Here is a 15,645-nt window from a genome sequence, read left to right on the forward strand (position 1 = left end):
TAGCCGGAAGCGGTTCTGCACCGTGACCCGATTAGCCTATGGCTCCGTAACGCACGCCCGCCGCCTTGAGCCAGCGGCGGTAGGCGACTGAAACCGAGTCGGCGCGGGTGGGAATCTCCGCCTTGGGCGAAAGCGGCAGGCGCGCCGGGCGCTGGTTTTCCAGGATGATCCGGTCCTGCACGAAAATACGCTGCTGGAACTGCGCCAGTTCAGCTTGTGAAGAGTTTTCGTCGATCAGAAACATCACCGGATAGGCGACCGAACGCTCCTGATCGACTGGCCTGACGAACAGACAAATCACATCCGGACGCGTCGGATCGTTCGGGCAGGATTTGTAAAGCAAGGTCAGAAACGGCGACGCCACGCGATAGGCGTAATCCGTGGTCATGCCGCCAACCGACGACCGCGCCGCCTGCGGCTGCTCGAACCGGCACTCCGTCGCCCAGATTTCATCGACGTCGACACGGTGCTCCGTTCGGTAAGGCGCGACCTCGGTGATCGGCTCCGCGCCGAGGATATTGGTGTGGACGAATGGGAAATGCGCCATGTCGAGAAAATTCTCGACGACCCGCAGGCCTGATGTCCGCACGTTGATGGCCCCACATGGCACGACGCGACGATCGGGTTCTGCAGCCTCCGCGATCTCGACGACATCACCTTTCGGTCGCCCCAGCGTTGTCCACAGACAGGCGTGAACCTTGCGCGCTGGCAGTAAAGCGGCCGTGTCCGCGCGCCGCACCGCGACCCCATCGTCGTCGCCTGAAACCAGAAGATCGTAGCCCAACAGACGAACTCTCGTTTCACTCGCCGTCAGGGATGCGAGAAACGCAACGGGATACCATTGGTCCAAAATCGCCCTGTCGTCATCTTCCGGTCGCGCCGCCAAGTCGGTCATCGTGCGTTCTCCCTGCCGGTGATCGGCCTTCTGCAGCCGCTTAGTCTCCCTCCTGCCCGCTGTCGGCGACGGCGCGCCCCGATGACTGAATAGCCGGCCAGCGGATGCGACGCCCCCTAGCGGACCGAACGGTAATACGGAAAGCCAAGCGCCGCGGGGGCCGCCATGGCGCGACGCATGCGTTTCCACAACACCACAGGAAGGATGATGAAAGCCAACGTGCCGAGATAAGGAAGCATGTTCAGCACCGGCGCCGCGATCGGCCAGCCGCGCGCCTGCCCCAAAAAGCCGATGGCGCTGATGAGCCCGAACAGCAATCCTGCTCCGGCGGCGTTGAATGGCCGGTAACCGGAGAAAATCACCAGCGCGACGGCAATCCAGCCGCGACCCGACACCATCCCTTCCGACCAACTCGGGATGACAGCGAGACTGAGATACGCTCCCGCCGCACCCGCGAATGCGCCGCCCAAGACCGTATACCAGAACCGGATCGCCTGTACCGGAACGCCCACGGCGTCCGCAGCCGCCGGATTTTCGCCAACCGCGCGCATGTTGAGCCCATGGCGCGTATGGAACAGCAGCATATGCAAAAGAGCTGGAAGGACCAGATAGATCGGGAACACCAGAAGGTTCTGTCCGAAAAATGCAGGACCGATCACCGGTATCGACGACAGCAGAGGAACGGGTTCAGGGCCGAAAGTCACAGGTAGCGGCAAACCGGCCACCGAATGGCCGATCGTCGCCGACAGGCCAAGTCCGAGAAACGTCGTAGCCAACCCGCACAGAACCTGATTGGCCCGCATGACCACGGCGGCGAAGGCGAAGGCTGCGGCGCCAGCAGCGCCGACGCAAATCGCCGCCAGCAACCCGACCCACGGGCTCCCGGAGGCAATCGCTGCAAGCGCCGCCGTCGCCGCACCGATCGACATCAGCCCTTCCACGCCGAGGTCCGTAACGCCAACCCGCTCCGCCAGCACCTCACCAAGCGCCGCGAGCGAAAGCACGCCGCCCGCCAGCGCCGCCGTCGTCAAAAGACCAGTCAGAAGCATGATCATGCCGCAGCCCCCGATCGAGTGGACGAAGCGGGCGCGACTGGTCGGTAATGCGCCAGTTCGTCGCCGATCGCGATCAGCAACAGCACGAGTCCCGTAATGGCGAGGACCGCCGTGGCCGCAAGCTGCTGCGTCTGCAACACAATGCCGGCGTCAAGGATCAACGCCATCAGCAACGCCGCCGGAATGACCGCGAGGCAGGACCGACGCGCCAGCACCGCCACGACGATTCCGAGGTAGCCGAAATTATCCGCCATTCCGCCCTGCAACCGATGCACAGTCCCGGCAACCTCGAACATACCCGCCAGCGCCGCAAGCGCGCCGGAGAGCAGCATCACGGCGATCACTCGGCCACGCATCGGCATCCCCGCATAACGCGCGGCGCCCGGATTGGCGCCGCTGACGCGCACTTCGTATCCCCAACTGGTCCAGGTCATGATTGCGGCCAATCCCGCCGCAATCGCCAGCGAAAGCGGAAATCCCCAATGCACGACGCCCCATAATTCGGGAATGGCGTCCGATATGCGACCAGAAGACGCGAGCGCCCCCGTAACCCTGTCGCGCCACGGACCGGTCGCCAGCCAGTATGTAAGCAGCCCTGCCACGAAGTTGAGCAGCAACGTGGTGATGATCTCGCTGACGCCCGCGTAGGCGCGCGCGAGGGTCGGCACGACAATCCACGCCATGCCGCAGGCGATCGCGGCCAGAGCCATAAGCGGCAGCACGACGATTTGCGGACCCGGCATGTACAGCCCCACGCCCGCCGCGCCGATTGCGCCTAGGTAGAACTGCCCCTCCCCGCCAATGTTCCACAGTCCGATGCGGCTGGTGACCGTGACGGCCGCGCCTGTCAGCACCAGTGGCGTCATGAAAAGCGCAAGATCCTCCAGCCCAAAGCGTGAACCGACCGTCGAACGCAGCACCAACTCCCCAAGAACGAACACATCGCGCCCGGAGAGCGCCAGCAGCCCGCCGACGATAAGCGCCGCAGCGACAAGCGCGGCGGCGCGCCATGCAAGCACCAGCCGGGCTGGCGCTGTGGGAAAGCGCTGAAACCGCGTCACGCCACGCCTCCACCCGACGCAACATCCTCGCCCACATCGCGACCGCCCATCAACAGTCCGATCCGTTCGATATCCGCATCCTCCGCGTCGAGCGTCGCCATCAACCGCCCGTGGAACATCACCCCGATCCGATCCGAGAGGTTGAGCAGTTCCTCCAGATCCTCGGAAACCAGCACAATGGCGACTCCCTTGTCCCGTAGTTCGGCGAAATAGCGATGCATAGTCGCGATGGCGCCGATATCCAGCCCCCGGCTCGGATAGGCGGCCACCAGCACGCGACTGGCGATGCGCATTTCCCGACGCGCAACCAGACGCTGCTGGTTGCCCCCGGACAGGTTGCGCACAGGAGCGCCGAAATCAGGAATGCGAACCTCCGCGAGGCCCACGATCTCGCGCGCCAACGCAAGCGCCGCGTCAGCGCGGAAAAGCCCGGAACCGCCAATCGGCGGCGCCCGGTATTCACGAAGCGCCATATTGTCCGTGGTCCCCAGCGGCGGCGCGAGAGCGCTGTGCAGACGATCCTGAGGAATGTGTCCGACGCCGGACCGGGCGAAAGCGTCCGCTCCCGGCGGCGCCGTCTGGCCGCCAAGCAGCACCTCGCCCCGTTCGGGAGACAGTAACCCCGTGAGAACCTCGGTCAGTTCGCGCTGTCCGTTGCCCGCCACGCCCGCGATCCCGAGAATTTCCCCGCCGAACACGTCAAGCGTCACGTCGGACAGGGTCTCAACCCCACGCTCGTCGCGAACCGAAACGCCACGCAGGCTCAACTCTGGCGCCACGCCACGCGGGGCGGCGCCCTCCGAACGGGCGCGCATGTCCTGCGGAACGATCTCCCGCCCGACCATCGTCGCCGCCAACATGCGCGGGGAGCACTCCCGCGTCTCCCACGTCCCGACATTGCGGCCACCGCGAAGAATTGTGACGCGGTCAGAGATTTCCATGACCTCGTCAAGCTTGTGACTGATGATGATGACGGCGTTGCCTCCGGCGCGAAACGCCCGCAGCGCCGAGAACAGGTCGCGCGCTTCCGCCGGGGTCAGAACTGCCGTCGGTTCGTCAAGGATCAGAAGCCGAGCCCGACGGGCGAGCACGCGCAGGATTTCGACGCGCTGCTGTTCGCCTGCAGACAAATCCTCAACGCGCGCCGACGGGTTCACAGGAAACCCGAACTGTTCCGACAACGCCCGCGTTCTGGCCTCCAGAACAGCGGGGGATGCGTTGCGCGGCGTCTCCGACCAGCCAAGATGGATATTCTCGGCGACCGTGAAGGCGGGCACGAGCTTGAAGTGCTGATGCACCATGCCGACGCCTGCACGGATCGCCTCCTGAGGGGATGCGAACTCGGCGCCATACCCGTCCAGAATCATCTCGCCCGCGTCAGGCTGATAGATGCCCGTCACCACGTTCATCAACGTGGATTTTCCTGCGCCGTTCTCGCCCAAAAGAGCCAGAATTTCACCCGGACGAACGTCGAGATTAACGTCCTCGTTCGCAATCACGCCTGGAAAATATTTGCATATGCCGACAAGTTGCAAAACCGGCGGTGTGCCTGGCGCAGCGGAAGGCATCTCCATCCCCGCCTCCTGCGCGGCCGTGTCAACCAAGGCCAGTCATCCCTTGCACGCCCCAATCCCATTGATAAATGGCGTCGTCGTTCATCACGGTTCCCTCGGGCACGCGGATCGCGCCGGTGTTGTCGCGGATGGGACCGCGAAACGGGTTATATCCGGACAGGATGCGCTCGCGCATCGCGTCCGCCCTCTCCGCGATGTCCGGCGGCACGGTCTCGCCCCATGCGTCTCGATCAACGCCGTCCGACAAGGTCAGGAAATGCGGCGCCGCACGCCAGGATCCGTTAAGCCGAGCACGGACCTGTTCAACGTAAAAACGAGAAAAATCCAGCGTGACCGAGCTGACATAGGCTTTCGGCCCAAATTGCCGCATGCCCAGGTTCCACATCGCGGCCTTGATCCCGCGGGCCTCCGCCACGCGAAGATACGCTGGTTCATCCGTAATGCCGCACAGGAAGTCGCATCCGCTGTCCACCAGCGCGCTGGCCGCCTGCGTTGCGGCCTGCGGGTCGAACCATGCGTTGATGGCGATGGCGCGCATCGTGCACGCCGGATTGACGGATTGCGCGCCCAGCAACGTCGCGTTGGCGCTGGCGTAGACGGACGGAATCGGAAACGTTCCGACATAACCAAGCTGGTTCGTCTTCGTCATCAAACCGGCGGCAATGCCGATGATGTAGCTCGCATACCAGTGAGTGATGTAATACCACCCGAGATTGCCGGTCACCGTATGCCCGTCGCACTCCAGAAATCCGACATCCGGCGCCCTGTCGGCCACGTCCTTTATGAAGTCGCCGTAGTTCGACGTGGAGATGACCAGTTGCGTGCCCTCGGCGACGAATTGCCGAAAAATGCGCGTCGCATCCGCCGAGTAAGGGATACTCTCGACGAAAACCGTTTTCAGTTTTGGAAAAGCCTTGCGTACCGCCTGTACGCCAAGGTCATGCGCCGTCGTCCACCCACCATCGGTGATCGGCCCCGTGTGACCGAATGCGACCAGCGCATCCTCTTCAGCGACAGGTTTCAGGGGAGAGGCGCCGAAAACGGGACGCAGCACGCCCGGCATCATGCCTGCGCCGAAACTCGCCGCTGCGCCACGCAACAGGGTGCGGCGACCGGACGGCACAGACGACCTGCCACGGGGTCCACTCTCCAAACCCTCTGGCCGACGACGCCCCGTAAAGACTCCCCCCGGACCCTTCACGCGCCGGCTCTCCGCTCAGAACGCATACTGTCCCCCCTTGCCGCCACGTCGTCCCGCACTAAGCCCCCCGGCATGTCGTTCCGAAAACGTTGCGATCCCCTTGTTGCGACAATTAGCGCGATCAAGCAAGCGCGGCGCTTTCGACAACGCCGACGCCCGCAGCCCCAAGCTTCTGCAGCGCTTCGTCGTAAGGTCCGATGCCGCGACAGGCGTCGACGATCACGACGCTTTCAAAGCCCGCGCTTTTCGCATCGATCGCGGTGGCCGATACGCAATAGTCGAGTGCAAGCCCGGCCACGAACACACGTTCGACACCGACTTCCCGTAACCACGACGCCAACCCCGTGGCGCTGACGTGGTCGTTGTCCAGAAAAGCGGAGTAGCTGTCGACGGTCTTGCTGCGTCCTTTTCTCAGAACCAGCGCTACTGGAGCGGAAACGATTCCTGTAGCGAGGGCCGCCCCTTCCGTCCCCGCGACGCAGTGCTGCGGCCAAGGGCCGGCTGGCTCACTGGTCTGAAACGACACATGGCCGGGCGGATGCCAATCCTGAGTGGCGACAACGGCGCCGAACGGCAGCGTCGCGAGGCGGTTGATCAACGGGATCACGGCATCCCCGTCGGGCACCGCAAGCGCGCCACCGGGAAGGAAGTCGTTCTGCACGTCGATGATGAGCAAGGCGTCGCGGAATGAGATCGGCATCATGACCCGAGTGTGTCGCCCTGCGCCAAAGCGCGTCAATCCGCAGTCCAGATTAAAGACGGAGCCGACGCTTCCGTCAGACCAGCACGTCCAGTTCAGGCGGCTCTCGTCCCTCCGCCACGCAGAGTATGTTGTGGAGCATACGCTCGACGTTGCCTGCGTAGGCGTCCGCCGATATCGCGCCGACATGTGGCGTGACGATCATGCGATCCACCTTCAGGAAAGGATGATCCGACCCGATCGGCTCGACGGAATAGACGTCTATCGCCGCTCCTCCGAGACGCCCATTACGCACTGCCTCTGCGAGGTCATCCTCGACGACGAGCCCCCCGCGCGCCGTGTTGACGACGAATGCGCCCTTCTTCATCCGCGCGATCGTGGTCTTGTCGATCAGCCCCTCTGTCTCCTGCGAAAGCGCACAATGCAGAGAGATGATGTCCGAGGTCGCGATCACCTCGTCGAGCGGCGCGTAGCGCACGCCGAGTTCACGCTCCTCGACCGAGGAAAGCGGCGTGCGCTTGTAATAGAGAACCGTGCAGGAAAATCCTCGCAGGAAACAGGCGAGTTGCTTGCCTATGTATCCAAGTCCGATCAGACCCACGGTTTTTCCCGTAAGCTGTCGCGACGTCCCGCCCAATGCGCCCTTGAGCCACCGACCGTCATGCAATCCGACATGTCCTGCGACGATATTGCGTCCCAGCGACAGGATCAGCCCCAGCGCGGTCTCCGCAACCGCGACCGCATTGCTTCCCGTCGTGCGCATGACGCGCACGCCATGTTGGCGAGCGGCCTCAAGGTCGATGTTGTCGTAGCCGACGCCCCATTTCTGCACGCATTTGAGCCGCGCAGCAGCGCCAACGCGTATCATGTCCGCCGTTACCGGAACGTCCCCGGTGATTGCGAAGTCGGCGTCCGCAATGGCCGTCAATTGGTCTTCGGCTGAGCGGCTCCTTGTTGTCGCAAGCGTAAAACCCTCTAGCAGATAACAAGAGAACCTGGCGATTCCCTCTTCCGGCATCGGGTCTAAAATCACGAGACGCAGGGACATCGGCTTCCGTATCTCCGTTATCAGACCGATACCACATCGGTCTGAAAATTAAGAACTCTGGTAAATACCTTAAAAGCGATCACACGGCAGAACTACAGATCATCATTCCGTTCGCCTCAAAACGTTATCACGGCTTACCGGCCGAAGCACCCGTCCCATCGTTCTCGGCGCTTTCCGGCGCGCGATCGGGCCAGAAGCGCACGCCGGGTTTCGCAAGACCGCCGCCAAGCGCGATCGCCACGCCGTCCGCGCGCCAGCAGGCCGCGCCTTCCATAGCGCCGTCTTCCCTGAACCCGATTGCGTTCATCCCTCCGCCAATGTGCGGTTTCTGCCGCACGTCGTATCCGGACTGTGCGAGCGCATCCTCACGCGGCCCGTAAGCAGGCTCAATCTCGACCTCAGCGCCCTGCGTCCAGAGACGCGGCGCCTCGACCGCTTCCTGCAAGGACATGCCGTGATCGAGAAGATTGACGATGGCCTGAAACACCGATGGGAAGATTCTCAACCCGCCCGGCATGCCAAGAGCGAAACGGGGATCGCCGTCGCGCAACACCATCATCGGCGCCATCGACGTCGGCACGCGCTTCCCCGACTGGATTGAAAGCGCATGCCCCGGATGAGGATCGAAATTGCTCATGTAGTTATTGGGAATGATCCCCGTTTCGGGGTCCATGAAGCGGGCGCCGAACAGACCGTTGATCGTATGCGTCGCCGCCACGACGTTTCCTTCTCCGTCCGCGACAGTGATGTGCGTCGTGTCCGCGCTTTCCCTTCCGTATTCTGGAATGTCGGCAAGCGGACCGCCCACGCCACGAAGCCGCGCAACACAATCGCGTGCGTAATCCTTGGCCGTCAGCCGCTCAACAGGCACGTCCACGAAAGCTGGGTCGCCACTGAACCGACGACGATCCTCGAAGGCGATTTTAATGATTTCAGTCAGGACTCGTAGACTCTCTAAGCTGCCAAAGCCCATGGCCGCAACGTCGAATTCCTCGAGCATGTTTAGCATCTGCGTAATGTGGACGCCTGACGACGCGGGCGGAGGCGGCCCCACGATATCGAAACCCCGATAACGCCCGACGATCGGCGCCCGGTCTACTGTCCGATAATCCCGCAGGTCGGCCTCGCTCACCCAGCCCGGATCATCCCCGGAGGCGATACGCCGCACTAACGCCTCGCCCAACGCCCCGCCGTGCAGCGCCGAGGCTCCTTCGGCGGCGATCAGTTCAAGCGCCTCCCCGTAAACAGGCTGACGCAGGCGCGAACCGACCGGCAACGCCCGTCCGTCCGGCAGGAACAGCGAACGCATCACCGGGTCCGCGAGCAGATCCTCGCCGTTCTCATTGATAGCGCCTGAGAGATAATGCGTGACTTGAAAACCCGATTTGGCAAGCCTGACGGCGGGGGCGACAACGTCCGCGAATGGCAGTTTGCCAAAGCGCGTCTGCATCGCATGCCAGCCCAACAGATTTCCCGGAACGGCCACGGCGGTTGGTCCGACAAGATTGCGCCGCCCCGCCGCGTCCATATAACGCAGCCCATCATCCGCCACCGGCTCATAAATCTCAGGCGTCATGGACGCAGCCGCGCAGGACAGCGCATCGATGACGATGTGCTCGCCGGAAGCCAGACGCAGATGCGACAGGCCGCCGCCCATCACGCCGACCATCATGGGTTCGACCACCGTGAGCGCCAGCAACGTCGCCGCCGCCGCGTCGAAAGCGTTCCCGCCAGCGGCGAGCATCTCCGCACCTGCCGCGGCGCCCATCGGATGATTGGCGACGACGACGCCCTTCTTTCCAACGACAGGAGTCTTGGCGCATGTGAAAAGTGGCGGATGAACGATCATAGGCGGTTCTCCTTGGGCCGTAACGCGTCGAAACGCCGTGCTTCCAATCTGTGACGCAGTTCACACTCCGGCGCGCTCATCCACTCGAACGAGCATCGACGGGCCGCATCAGTCGAAGCAACGGCTATTACCCCACCGGTCCGACACCCAACCAGCCGGCGGCAGGATCGCCATTCGCTTCGTTACGACGGTCGTGAATGTCGAGGGCGCCGAGCGCTTTGGTCAAGGGACGCGGTGTCGATTTTTCAGTTCGCCGCGAAAGAACCCTGCTCCTTCGTATCCGCCAATGCCTCGACCGGTCTGGCAAAAGCAGGGTAAAGCATGCTCCCGATCCTGTCGCAGCCCTGTGCGCCATGTCGCGCCGCACCAAGGAGAACGCACGCAAGGCTCGCCACCACAGGTCCCGCCAACGCCTCGGCAAGCTGGCCCGCGTCAGCGGCCTTGCGCCGCTTACCGCCCCTGATGGAATGACATTCGTTTTGGTGTCGCCACCTTCCAACCAGTCTCCCGCCCACCATCACCTTTGAAACAAGGACTTCGCAATGCCTTCGTCGTATTACCTCGCCGAGCTCTGCGCCGCCGAAATGCGCGAAGCCGCAGCCCGCAAACCAGTCATCCTGCTGCCCATGGGCAGTTTTGAGGATCAGGGCCCCCACGCACCCATGGGGGATTACCTCAGCGCCGCGAAAATTGCTGAAAAAATCGCGGAGCGCGCAACGCGGGACGGGCGAGAGACCTATGTCGCTCCAGTCGTCCCGTTCGGCGGAGAAGATTTCTTCGGCTATATGCCGGGAGGAATCTCTCTGTCGCAGTCAACGCTCCGCGCTGTGGTCGACGATATGTTGCGCTGCCTGCTCCGCCACGACCTTACGCGCGTCATCTTCATCAACGGACATGGCGGCAATTGCGGCGTGATCAACGATGCCACTCAAAAGGTCTGGCTTGAACGGCAGGTGATTATGCCATCCTTTTACCTCTGGCGCGTCGCACAAGACCTGTTGCCAGGCATCATCGGCGAAGAACAGGCGGCCAGATCAGGTGGCCACGGCTGCAACCCGCTGACCAGCGTCGTGATGCATCTTTTCCCTGATTTGATCAGGCCCGAACATATCCGCGCCGCCCGCGCACCGAGTGACGTCTGGGGCCTGCCTGTCACAGGCTTTACGTCGCTTGCCATCGGCGACGGCGGCACAATCACTGTTCCTCTGGAAGGTGGTGACACGGTACCCGGTGGAGTGTGGGGCGGAGACCCTCGCCTTTGTTCCGCCGAAATGGGAGCGCAACTGGTGGAGAAACTGGTCTCGATCGGCTCCGAAATCGTGCGGCACGTGACCGACTATTCCGATCCGCAGACAGGAAAGGCCATTCTATAAATACTCTTTGCGAAGGGCAGAAAACACCAGACTTGCAAATGATCTGTCAGTGGCGGCGACCTTCCTCCTTCGAGAGGCAGGCAAAATGTGGTTGCGGAGCCGCCGCTGCACCTCATCTCGCAAAAAATGGCGTCTGCGACCTTGCCCGAATTTTTCTGCGAAGCGAAATACCCGATATTTGATACTACCCGTAGATCGTTTCCGCATATCAACTATTTTGCCGCTTCGCGCTCGGGTGGTGTCGACTAGCCGTGGTCGTCACAGACCTACGTGACCGGGACGGTGATGCGAAAATATTTCGTATCTAAATAATAAATACTTATATATATTTAAGAAGAATGACGTTGCGTCCGCCAGACGCCGCACTTCCTCCTGTTTCGCATCAACTCCGACATGAGACCCACCCCCGCGAACAGGCCGAAGTCGCCAAGAAGTCCTGTATCTTACTTTTCCCAACCGTGTATTTGCTCGTAAGCAGCGTACGACATGGGCGTTGTGGCGGCGAACGCCAGATCTTGCGTCGTCACGTTGCGCGGCTTGACGTCGGAGCAAGCCGCCAGAAACAGCGAGGACAGAGATGCAAGAACAAAAACCTTACTCGCAGAGCTATGATTTCTAACGCGTGACATTTCTTTTATCCTTTAGGATACGTGATGATATGGTGCTGAGACTGCCACCTCATTCGGCGCCGCGGCCTTCTGCACGCGTCGTCGCGTAGCGAGCGGCAGGCGAAGAGCGAGAAAGGTTCGGCGCAAGGATCTGGCGTGCTGCTTCATAGGCGTTCCAGTCCGCAACATCCGGCAGCGACGGGATCGTCACCAGTTCGCCCTGATCAAGCCCGGCCAACGCCGCGTCGACCATATCTTCCGCCTTCATTACGATTTCAGACGGCAGATGCTCTACTGGTGTGCCCGCGACATTCCAGAATTCCGTCGCTGTGGCTCCCGGGAGCACCGCCTGAACCGAGACGCCGGTCTCCGATAGCTCCTTGTGCAAAGATTGCGTCAGCGCCAGCACGAAAGCCTTGGAGCCGCCATACACGCCGTTCAGGATTTCTGGAGCAATAGCTGCGATCGACGCGATATTGATGATCACGCCCCGATCTCGCGTGACGAAACCGGGCAGCGCCGCGTAGGTCAACCGCGTTAGCGCGACGACATTCAGGTCGATCATCGCTTCCATAGCGTCGATATTGGACTGCAAAGCTGGCGCCGACGAGCCGACGCCGGCGTTATTGACCAACGCGGTGATGCTGTGATCGGTCTTCAGGATGTCCGCCACCCGGCGCACGTCGGCGCTCTGGCCAAGATCGGCCGCCACGACTTCGACAGACCGACCGGTCGCGTCCGTGATTCGCGCCGCCATTTCGTCAAGCCGCTCCCGATTACGGGCGACCAGAATCAGGTCATAACCGCGGCGCGCCAACCGGTCCGCGTAGATCGCCCCGATGCCCGACGATGCGCCCGTCACCAACGCCGTTCCCAGATTTTTCGTTGTCATTGTCGTGGTTCCTCTTCGTTCGAAGGCCCGTCGCCTTCGTCTGGAGGGACCATAGGCGGGCTGGCGCTTGTCTTGAATGTCGTATATGCGTCTTTTTAGGACAAAAGGATCGCAGCCATGCAGCGCGTCGGATTCATCATCTACCCCGGCTTCCAGATCATCGGCCTTGCCGCTGCGACGGCGTTCGAGGTCGCCAACCTCGTCAGCGACCCGCCCGTCTACGACGTATCTGTCCGCTCGGAGGCCGGCGGTACGATCCGTGGCTCAGACGCCGTGTCCGTCGACAGCGTGGCGTTGGACGACACGCATTTCGACACCCTGATTATTCTGGGCGGAACGGGAATTCCCGTTTCTTCGCCAAATTTGTTGGAATATATCCGAGCCGCATCCGGAAGCGTCCGGCGCCTCGCCTCGATCTGCACCGGCGCCTTTGTCCTCGCCGACGCCGGATTGCTCGACGGGCGACGCGCAACCACGCACTGGCTTATGTCCCCCGAACTGCGCACCCGGTTTCCCGCGATCAAGGTCGAGGAAGACCGGATATTCCTGATCGACGGCGCAATCTGGACCTCCGCCGGGATGAGCGCCGGGATCGACCTTGCGCTGGCGATGATCGAAAAGGATCTGGGACGCGACATTGCAAGATCGGTGGCGCAGAAACTGGTGCTCTATCACCGCCGTGCAGGCGGACAATCCCAGCATTCAACCCTGCTGGCGCTGGAGCCCAAATCGGACCGGATTCAAAGCGCCATGGACTACGCCCGGCGTAACCTGCGAAACATTCTGACGGTGGAAGAACTCGCCGAGGCCGCGCATCTCAGTCCCCGCCAGTTCAGCCGTCTCTTCCGCGCTGAAACAGGGGAATCTCCAGCCAAGGCCATCGAAAAACTACGCCTTGAAGCTGCGCGGCTGATGCTGGAGCAGGGGCGACACCCCATCGAGGTCATCGCGAGGGAAACTGGCTTTGACGATCGCAACCGGATGCGTAGGGCCTTTCTGCGGGCCTATGGCGTGCCGCCGCAGGACATCAGGCGTAATCTTGCGGAGGCGTCAGGGGGCTGACCTCCCCAGCGGCAAGAACACTCGCTTTGAGAAGACCCGAGGCCGAACACCGAGCGCCGCCGCATCTTAAAGGCTTGACCCCGCCAAAATTGTTTTTAATATACAAACAAATCCGAGCCAGATTTGCGGTTTTTCGATCGCGCCGACCAGGGAGTTCGCGTATGACCAATCCATCTATAGGCGTTAATTTCAATAACACCGCTGGCACTTACGTATACGATACGAGTACGACCTATGGCGATTATACAAATGCCAACAATACTGGAATTATTGCAGAAATCACGAACGGCGCAGCCATTGTTGTCAATAATCTAAACCTGAACGAATCGACACTGGACGTAATAAACGGCACATTTACTGTCAAAGCCGCTGCAAATCTCAACAGCGGAACGATAAATGTCTCAAGCGGATCGACCTTTATCGCCACAAGCCTGACCAATCTAAATACCGCAACAATCAACATCAACGGAGGCACAGTAGAGCTGGAAGGCTCTCTCGCTAATAACAACGGCGCTGTAGTAAATTTTTCAAATAACCCGAATGGCGTTCTTATTATCAGCAAGTCATCTCAGGCATCCGACCTGGCCGCAATCACCATTGAAAATTACGTATATGGGGCGACCATTGAAGTCGCCAGCTCCGACTCCGGCACCCTGACCACCTCTTACGACTCCACAAACCACACACTGACCGTGCTGAATGGCAGCACAGCAGTCCTGACCTTTACTAACTTCACCGAAGCGACAGGGAGCTTAACCCCTACTGCAAAATATTCAAACGGCTACCTTATTATAAGCTGCTTCCTGGCCCAGTCCATGATCAGCACTCCCGATGGCGAAGTGGCTGTCGAGGATATCAAAGTTGGCGATGACGTCATCACATTTGATCCATCATCCGATGCCAAGTCTGTAAGTAAAGTTACGTGGGCAGGAAGCAAGCAGATCGTGATTTCCTCAGGCCTGCCGGACGACGAGGCCGGTTACCCTGTCCGCGTAATTAAGGACGCCATAGCTGACGGCGTACCGCACAAGGATATGTTGGTTACACCGGAACACTGTCTGTTCTTTGACGGGTTCTTCGTTCCCGTTCGCATGCTGGTGAACGGGAAGTCGATCTTCTACGATAAATCCTATAAATCTTACGAATATTTTCATATTGAAACAGAGAACCACTCCATTGTCAGCGCCGACGGCGTACTGACGGAAACCTATCTGGATACAGGCGACCGCAGATCGTTCCGACATAAAGGCAATGTCTTTAGCATTGGTGGCCGGGCAAAAAGATGGGCGACTGACGCAGCCGCACCACTGAACGTCGAACGCAGCTTCGTTGAACCTTTGTATCACACCCTCCACTCGCGCGCGGAGCCAAATGTTCCAGTAAGAGAATCCCACGTTCGTAGCCTGGACTCTGACCCACTCCTGCATCTGATCACTGATCAGGGACTGGTCATCCACTGCACCAGAAAAGAACAGACTTACTGCGCGTTCATGATTCCCGCGCAAACTAGGAATGTCCGCATCGTTTCCAGAACCGCCCGTCCTTGCGATCTGGTTGGGCCATATCTTGATGACCGCCGCCAAATGGGCGTAGCGATCGGCGGCATCACGCTGACGGAAGGACGAACCGGCAAACCCGTCACTGTTCACCTGACAGAAGAAAATTTGCCGGGATGGCACGCGCTTGGAGATAACGGGGATCGTTGGACTGCTGGCGACGCACTCTTGCCACTTGACGGAGTGAAGACGCCAGATTCGGTTGCTCTTCTCAGCCTTGAGATCGTAGCAAGCGGTCCTTACGTGATTTCTCCAAGTGAACACGCCACTGTTGTCAGGGCGGCCTGAACAAGCTCACAGAGTCTTCAGGAAATTGATGGCCTGTCGTTTGCAAGCCGACCGCCCTTCGTGGGTCTGCATCATTGTGATCAGATTTCACTCTAAGGCGGTCTGATTTGCGATGAGAAAGTCGGAAAAGATTCTGTCACACCCGAAATATCTCGCAAAACTCAGTTTTTAGCCGTCCTTTGAGCGGCTTTTTTATCCCTTGACCCTCAGATAAATGAGCCGCAGCACTCGCGTTAAGCCCGCCTGTCGCTTTAGCCCAAACCTACGCTCCCTATCAGGATAGCTACAGGGAGCGGTTTCCACCCACCTGCAGGCCGCCACGGCCGCTCAGCTTGTTTCTGCAGGGGATATTCCGCTGCCTTTGGCGCGAGCCATCACCCACTTCCCGCTGCGCACCCGCTTACGCCGCTGGTTTCGGCAGGTGGCGTCACTCAACTGGAGTGTTCGAAAAACCCCCTGGTTTTGAAACCGGCTCTGTGATTC

At 60.7% G+C, this 15,645-nt stretch carries 13 protein-coding genes; 4 read left to right on the forward strand and 9 right to left on the reverse strand.

Annotation, left to right across the window (positions count from 1 at the left end):
* Window positions 1–31: 31 nt before the first annotated feature.
* From HK28_RS11350 to ggt, 8 genes are all read right to left on the reverse strand, one after another.
* Window positions 32–895, reverse strand: coding sequence for an aromatic ring-hydroxylating dioxygenase subunit alpha (locus HK28_RS11350; protein ID WP_086644678.1), 864 nt, complete (start codon window positions 893–895; stop codon window positions 32–34).
* Between the two features lie 116 nt (window positions 896–1,011).
* The gene (locus HK28_RS11355) at window positions 1,012–1,950 is read right to left on the reverse strand and encodes an ABC transporter permease (RefSeq protein WP_086644679.1); all 939 of its coding nucleotides are present in this window, start codon (window positions 1,948–1,950) and stop codon (window positions 1,012–1,014) included.
* The gene (locus tag HK28_RS11360; protein ID WP_086644680.1) at window positions 1,947–3,011 is read right to left on the reverse strand and encodes an ABC transporter permease; all 1,065 of its coding nucleotides are present in this window, start codon (window positions 3,009–3,011) and stop codon (window positions 1,947–1,949) included. The genes HK28_RS11355 and HK28_RS11360 overlap by 4 nt, the downstream gene beginning before the upstream one ends.
* Window positions 3,008–4,585 carry an ABC transporter ATP-binding protein gene (locus tag HK28_RS11365; RefSeq protein WP_369823655.1) on the reverse strand — a complete coding sequence of 526 codons (1,578 nt, stop codon included), beginning with the start codon at window positions 4,583–4,585 and terminating at the stop codon, window positions 3,008–3,010. The genes HK28_RS11360 and HK28_RS11365 overlap by 4 nt, the downstream gene beginning before the upstream one ends.
* 22 nt (window positions 4,586–4,607) lie before the next feature.
* Window positions 4,608–5,651 (reverse strand): BMP family ABC transporter substrate-binding protein, encoded by a 1,044-nt coding sequence (locus HK28_RS11370; RefSeq protein ID WP_086644691.1) that lies wholly within the window; start codon window positions 5,649–5,651, stop codon window positions 4,608–4,610.
* Window positions 5,652–5,907: 256 nt separating this feature from the next.
* Window positions 5,908–6,489 carry a nicotinamidase gene (locus HK28_RS11375; RefSeq protein WP_158093458.1) on the reverse strand — a complete coding sequence of 194 codons (582 nt, stop codon included), beginning with the start codon at window positions 6,487–6,489 and terminating at the stop codon, window positions 5,908–5,910.
* A gap of 73 nt (window positions 6,490–6,562) precedes the next feature.
* Window positions 6,563–7,534, reverse strand: coding sequence for a D-isomer specific 2-hydroxyacid dehydrogenase family protein (locus HK28_RS11380; RefSeq protein ID WP_086644681.1), 972 nt, complete (start codon window positions 7,532–7,534; stop codon window positions 6,563–6,565).
* A gap of 127 nt (window positions 7,535–7,661) precedes the next feature.
* A complete protein-coding gene (gene ggt / locus HK28_RS11385) occupies window positions 7,662–9,383 on the reverse strand; it encodes a gamma-glutamyltransferase (protein WP_086644682.1) in 1,722 nt (573 codons plus the stop codon).
* A 197-nt stretch (window positions 9,384–9,580) separates the two neighbouring features.
* Here ggt and HK28_RS13825 point away from each other — a divergent pair, with 197 nt between their 5' ends.
* Entirely contained in the window at window positions 9,581–9,910 is a 330-nt protein-coding gene (locus HK28_RS13825) for a hypothetical protein (RefSeq protein ID WP_143217410.1), read from the forward strand.
* Window positions 9,911–9,925: 15 nt separating this feature from the next.
* Window positions 9,926–10,756 (forward strand): creatininase family protein, encoded by an 831-nt coding sequence (locus tag HK28_RS11395; protein WP_086644684.1) that lies wholly within the window; start codon window positions 9,926–9,928, stop codon window positions 10,754–10,756.
* A gap of 678 nt (window positions 10,757–11,434) precedes the next feature.
* Here the strand turns inward: HK28_RS11395 and HK28_RS11405 are convergent.
* On the reverse strand, window positions 11,435–12,256 hold the full coding sequence (locus HK28_RS11405; RefSeq protein WP_086644686.1) for an SDR family oxidoreductase: 822 nt from the start codon (window positions 12,254–12,256) through the stop codon (window positions 11,435–11,437).
* A 117-nt stretch (window positions 12,257–12,373) separates the two neighbouring features.
* On the opposite strand from HK28_RS11405, the gene HK28_RS11410 reads away from it, so the two are divergent.
* Window positions 12,374–13,318, forward strand: coding sequence for a GlxA family transcriptional regulator (locus HK28_RS11410; RefSeq protein WP_086644687.1), 945 nt, complete (start codon window positions 12,374–12,376; stop codon window positions 13,316–13,318).
* 161 nt (window positions 13,319–13,479) lie between these two features.
* Complete coding sequence (locus HK28_RS11415) at window positions 13,480–15,162, forward strand: Hint domain-containing protein (protein WP_086644688.1); 1,683 nt, start codon at window positions 13,480–13,482, stop codon at window positions 15,160–15,162.
* The last annotated feature ends 483 nt before the right edge of the window (window positions 15,163–15,645 follow it).

The organism is Acetobacter sp. DsW_063 (genome assembly GCF_002153745.1).
Lineage (GTDB): Bacteria > Pseudomonadota > Alphaproteobacteria > Acetobacterales > Acetobacteraceae > Acetobacter.